Origin of the sequence: Phytoactinopolyspora endophytica (genome assembly GCF_004138495.1) — a bacterium.
In the GTDB taxonomy this organism is placed as follows: Bacteria; Actinomycetota; Actinomycetes; order Jiangellales; family Jiangellaceae; genus Phytoactinopolyspora; species Phytoactinopolyspora endophytica.
Window position 1 is genome coordinate 267,852 of sequence record NZ_ML142850.1, and the last position, 4,784, is coordinate 272,635.

Consider the following 4,784-nt stretch of genomic DNA (forward strand, 5'->3'; position numbering starts at 1 on the left):
GTCCCCTCATACAGGGCGGGGTCGTACTGGTTGTTCTCGCCCCCGATGAACCCGTAGAAGTGCTCGAACCCACCGCCTCCCGACGGCCAGCCGTCGAATGGCCCCAGCGGGGACGACTGCCACACCGGGACCTCGTGGCACTTGCCGAACTGGGCGGTCGAGTACCCGTTGAGCTTGAGCGTCAGCGGCAGCGGCGCCTTCGTATTGGGCCGCAGGGAGTTGTTGCCCGGAGCCGACGTGGCGATCTCGGTGATACCGCCCATGCCGACCGAGTGGTGATTGCGCCCGGTGAGCAGGGCTTGGCGGGTGGGGGCGCACAGGGCCGTGGTGTGGAAACGGGTGTAGCGCAACCCGCCGGCGGCGAGCCGATCGGCAGTAGGCGTGTGTACCGGGCCGCCGAAGGCGCTCGCCGCACCGAACCCGACATCGTCCAGGAGGACGATCAGCACGTTCGGCGCTCCTTCTGGGGGGAGCAATGGCTCGATCGGCGGGTACGACACGTCGGGATCCTTGGCGTCGTACAAGGTGGGCCCAGGCGCCGGCCGATCCGGGATCGGCAGCGTCGCGCGCAGATGACGGTCGTTCCGAGTAGCCATGACATTCCTCCGCTTCGCCGAAGCAGCCCACCGCCGCGGTGGTAACAGCATTGAAGCGGCCAGAGCACGCATTGCCATCACCCGATGGGGATGATTCCGGGAACATCAACGGCACAGCGGCTACTCTTTCGCCGGCGCCTCCTGGTCCGCGGCGAGCTCGCGCCTGAGCCGCCTCATGTCGACCTTCCCGGTCGGTGTGCGGTCCAGCGTCGAACGTATGTCGATGACGCGTGGCTTCTTGTATCCGGCGATCAGAGCGTCGACGTGGGCGCGCAGCTCGTCCTGCCCCGTTGAGGAGCCCGGCACCGTGACCACCACCGCTGTGACGATCTCTCCGAAGCGGCGGTCCGGCATCCCGAACACGACGGCGTCCGACACATCCGGGTGTGACAGAAGGGCCTCCTCGACTTCGACGGGGTAGACCTTCTCGCCACCGGTGTTCACCACGGAGCTGCCCCGCCCCAGCAGATCGATCTCCCCACCGCCCCGGACGCTTACCAGATCGCCGGGCGCGACGTGGCGCACGCCGCGGATGACACGGAAGGTCGCGGCGGTCTTCTCCGGTGCACGGTGGTACCCCTGGGGAAGCGTTCCCTTAAAGGCGAGCACGCCCCGCGCGCCAGGGACGTCCTGTACCTCGTTGTCCTTCTCGTCGAGCACGACCGCATCCGGGAACAGCCGCAGCGTCGCCGGTAAATCCTGAGCGGAGCGGGAAAGCGCGACTGCGTAGGGCCCGCCTTCGGTGGAAGCCAGCAGGTCAACGATCGTCATGTCGCCGAGGCCGTGCAGTTGCGCCTTGACCTCATCGCTGAAGCGCATACCGGCGCTGATCACGGTTGCGACATCCGGCAGGCCGGAGCCTTCCGCCGCTTCGGCGAGCGGTGCGGCGACAGCGTCACCGGCGACGATCAGGCGGGTGACTCGCCGATCCCGGGCAACCTCGACGGCCCGTTGGGGGTCGAAGCCGGGCTGCGGAAGCAGGACCAGGGAGCCGCCCAGCACCAGCGTGTTCATCGAGTTGAACAACGCGGTCCCGTGCATGAGCGGAGCGAGCGGCATCGTCGCGACGCGCGGTGTGACAGGGCTACCGGCGACCTCGACCATACCCTCCAGGGAGTCTGGCGGGGTCAGCCCGATGGCGTCGTAGATGGAGTAGAGCTGCACCGTCAGCAGCTCATCCATAGCCCAGACGACGGCCTTGGGCCGGCCCGTCGTGCCGCCGGTATAGAGGAGAAGCTCACCCCCGGCGGGAGCGCTGTCCGGCAGGCGCGGCGCGTACCGCGCGATGTCCGCGAAGTCGACGGCATCGACCAGGCGATCCGGATCGACCAGGCGGTCCGGCGAGCCGGCAGCTGGGGCGTCGCTGATGCGCAGCCGTAGGCGCACGCCCGCGGCGCGCACGTCACGCACGACGTGTTCCAACGACGACGGGAAGATCAGCGCGACGGCCTCGGAGTCTTCAAGGAGTTCGTCGACCTCGCCGGCCCGGTAGCGGAAGTTGACCGGCACCGGGGAGACTCCCATGGCCAGGCATGCGAACAGGGCGACCATGTACTCGGGACGATTGTAGAGGAAGATCGCCACCTTGTCGCCTGGACGCACGCCCGCGTCGTCGAGCACGGCGGCCAGCTGCCCGGCCTGCCGGGTGAGGTCCGGATAGCCGATCACCTCCCCGTCCGCCTCGACGGCTACGCGGTGGGGCAGCGCGCGCGAGACGGCCTGCCAGATGTCGCTGTAGTTCAGCCTCATCGTGTCCGCCTCCTCATCCGATCGACGGCGGGCCCGAACGCTGGGCGCGATGCGCGAATTCCGAGCGCCATACCGCATCTATGCCCGCCGCGTCCCAACCCCCATCAGCGTAGGCGGCGTGGAGCTCGGCGGGATGCGCATAGAGAGTGAGCTTGTCACCCCCGATCCCTATCGCCTGACCGGTGACATCGGCTGATGCATCCGAGGCCAGCCAGACGATGAGCGGCGCCACATCCTCCGGCGAGCCCAGCGCGTGGTCACGCCGGTACTGTGCGGGGATGGGCTCGCCGTTGACAAAGGACTCGTACAGTTCGGCATACGCCGGGATCGTCGCCGTCATCGGGCTCAGCGCGGTGGGGATCACGGCGTTGGCCGTGATCTCGGCGCGGGCGAGCTCGAGCGACCAGGTGCGTGCCATCGCGACCAGGCCGGCCTTCGCCGCGGCGTAGTTGGTCTGGCCAAAGCTGCCGTGCTGGCCGGCGGGGGAACCGACCAAGATGATCCGGCCGCCCTCACCCTGCTCGCGCAGCGCGGTAGCCACGGCGCGGCCGGTGGTGAAGGAGCCCCGCAGATGAGTTTCGATCACGAGGTCGAAGTCCTCGTCGCTCATCTTCCACAGCACCCGATCACGCAGCACCCCGGCGTTGGCGACCAGCACATCGATGCGTCCGAAAGACTCGCGCGCGGCCGTCACGAGCGCGTCGGCGGTTGAGGTGTCGCCGACCGGGCCGATCGAGGCGACGGCGCGGCCACCGGCCGAGGCGATCTGCTCCGTGGTCGCCTCGGCAGCGGCGCCGTCCAGGTCGTTGACGACGACGGAGGCGCCGGCCGAGGCCAACGCGAGCGCGTACGCCTTCCCCAGGCTGCGGCCCGCACCGGTGACGATGGCGACGCGGCCGTCCAGCCGTTGCGCGCTCATCGGTAGTACCTCAGCACCAGCTCGGCCACGCACGCCGGTTTGGCGCCACCGAAGATCTCCCAGGTCACCGGGACTTCGATCTGCAAGCCTTCGGCCAGCTCGGTGACCTGCGAGACCTCGCCGCTCACCCGGATGCGTGAGCCGACCGGCACGGGGGCAGGGAAACGCACGCGGTTCAGACCGTAGTTGATACCCATCCCTGCGTCCCGTATCTCGAACACCTCGGCCATCAAAGGCACGACGAGGCTCAGGGTCAGCAGTCCGTGGGCGATGGTCGTGCCGAACGGTGTCTTGGCGGCGTAGTCAGGGTCGAGATGAACGGGGTTGTGGTCACCGGTCACCCGAGCGAAGAGGTCGATCTCGTCCTGAGTCACCTCTCGCCACGCGGACGGGCCGAAGCCCTTTCCCGCGACGGTGGGCAGCTCGTCGAGCGTGACTGACAGGGCGGCGGGTTCAGCCATTGAGATCTCCTCAGTGCCGTCGTGCGCGAACCAGTGCAGCTACATTTTCAATTCAGGGTACCTGAAATGAACATTGCCGGTCGCTCGCATCTTGGGCGTGGAGCCCGCACGCCTGCGCTAGCCTGGTGCACGCTTTGGAGGACAGCATGGAGCCGTACGGCAGTCTCGTGTACGTGATCAAAGAGCTCGAGCTCGGCCTGCGGCGCCGTTTCATCGAGGTGTGCGCCACGGAAGGACTGACGGCCGCGCAGTACACGGCGCTGACGGTCCTGCTGCGCCGCCCCGGCCTCACCAGCTCAGAACTGGCCAGACGCTCCTTCGTGCGGGCGCAGACCATGGCCGCCACGATCGACCCACTCCTGGAGATGGGGCTCGTACGTCGTGAGCGCGATCCCCGTCACGCCCGAAGCATGTCGCTGTACCTCACGGATGCCGGCGCGGAGCTGACCGAACGTCTCTCACCCTCGATCGACGCGCTCGAGGACCTGCTCGTCTCGCACTTGGAGGATGACGAGCGTGCGGACTTCGCCGACTACCTCAGGCGCTGCCGCCATGCTCTGGACGAGACCGGCTCGCAGGTACCAGCCGAACCGGACTCCCCCGTCTCCGACGCCGGCGACGCCGCGCCTGAGAACGCACGAACGGCGAGCATACGAACGCTGCCGACAGAGCGCTCAGGACGTTCGACATAGCAGCTGACGCCAGGCGCACGGATCTCCTGCCCGATCTGGCCGTTATTGCAGCACAGCCTTGTCACCATGTTCAGCAGCATGCTAGCTTTCAGGCTCCCTGAAAAGGATCGATCTGTTTCCGAACGGCTGCCGTCCCCTCTCAAGGACCGCGGAGGTTCGAGGAGACTTCTGATCCGAGTTCTCAACGAGGAGGGCGGGCCATGACACAGGCACAGGAACCCACGGTCGCGGGGCCGACGATGCGGCGCGCGGTATGGATCGGCGGCGAATGGCGAGATCCCGTCGACGGCGGCACACACGACGTCGAGGATCCGTCCACCGGGACCGTCATCGGCCAGGTCGCCGCGGCCACCTCAGCAGACGTGGC

5 protein-coding genes are annotated in these 4,784 nt (G+C 67.9%); 1 reads left to right on the top strand and 4 read right to left on the bottom strand.

Features of this window, described 5'->3' with window-relative positions; all coding sequences use genetic code 11:
* The 4 genes from ELR45_RS40390 to ELR45_RS04590 all read right to left on the bottom strand — a co-directional run.
* Window positions 1–596 (bottom strand): sulfatase-like hydrolase/transferase (locus tag ELR45_RS40390; protein WP_240759157.1); only part of this gene is annotated, 596 nt, incomplete at its 3' end.
* 120 nt (window positions 597–716) lie between these two features.
* Complete coding sequence (locus tag ELR45_RS04580) at window positions 717–2,345, bottom strand: AMP-binding protein (protein WP_165367476.1); 1,629 nt, start codon at window positions 2,343–2,345, stop codon at window positions 717–719.
* A gap of 13 nt (window positions 2,346–2,358) precedes the next feature.
* A complete protein-coding gene (locus tag ELR45_RS04585) occupies window positions 2,359–3,264 on the bottom strand; it encodes an SDR family oxidoreductase (protein WP_129663824.1) in 906 nt (301 codons plus the stop codon).
* Window positions 3,261–3,725, bottom strand: coding sequence for a MaoC family dehydratase (locus ELR45_RS04590; RefSeq protein WP_129663826.1), 465 nt, complete (start codon window positions 3,723–3,725; stop codon window positions 3,261–3,263). The genes ELR45_RS04585 and ELR45_RS04590 overlap by 4 nt, the downstream gene beginning before the upstream one ends.
* Before the next feature lie 125 nt (window positions 3,726–3,850).
* On the opposite strand from ELR45_RS04590, the gene ELR45_RS04595 reads away from it, so the two are divergent.
* Window positions 3,851–4,417: a MarR family winged helix-turn-helix transcriptional regulator gene (locus tag ELR45_RS04595; RefSeq protein WP_165367477.1), complete on the top strand. Its 567-nt coding sequence runs from the start codon at window positions 3,851–3,853 to the stop codon at window positions 4,415–4,417.
* The last annotated feature ends 367 nt before the right edge of the window (window positions 4,418–4,784 follow it).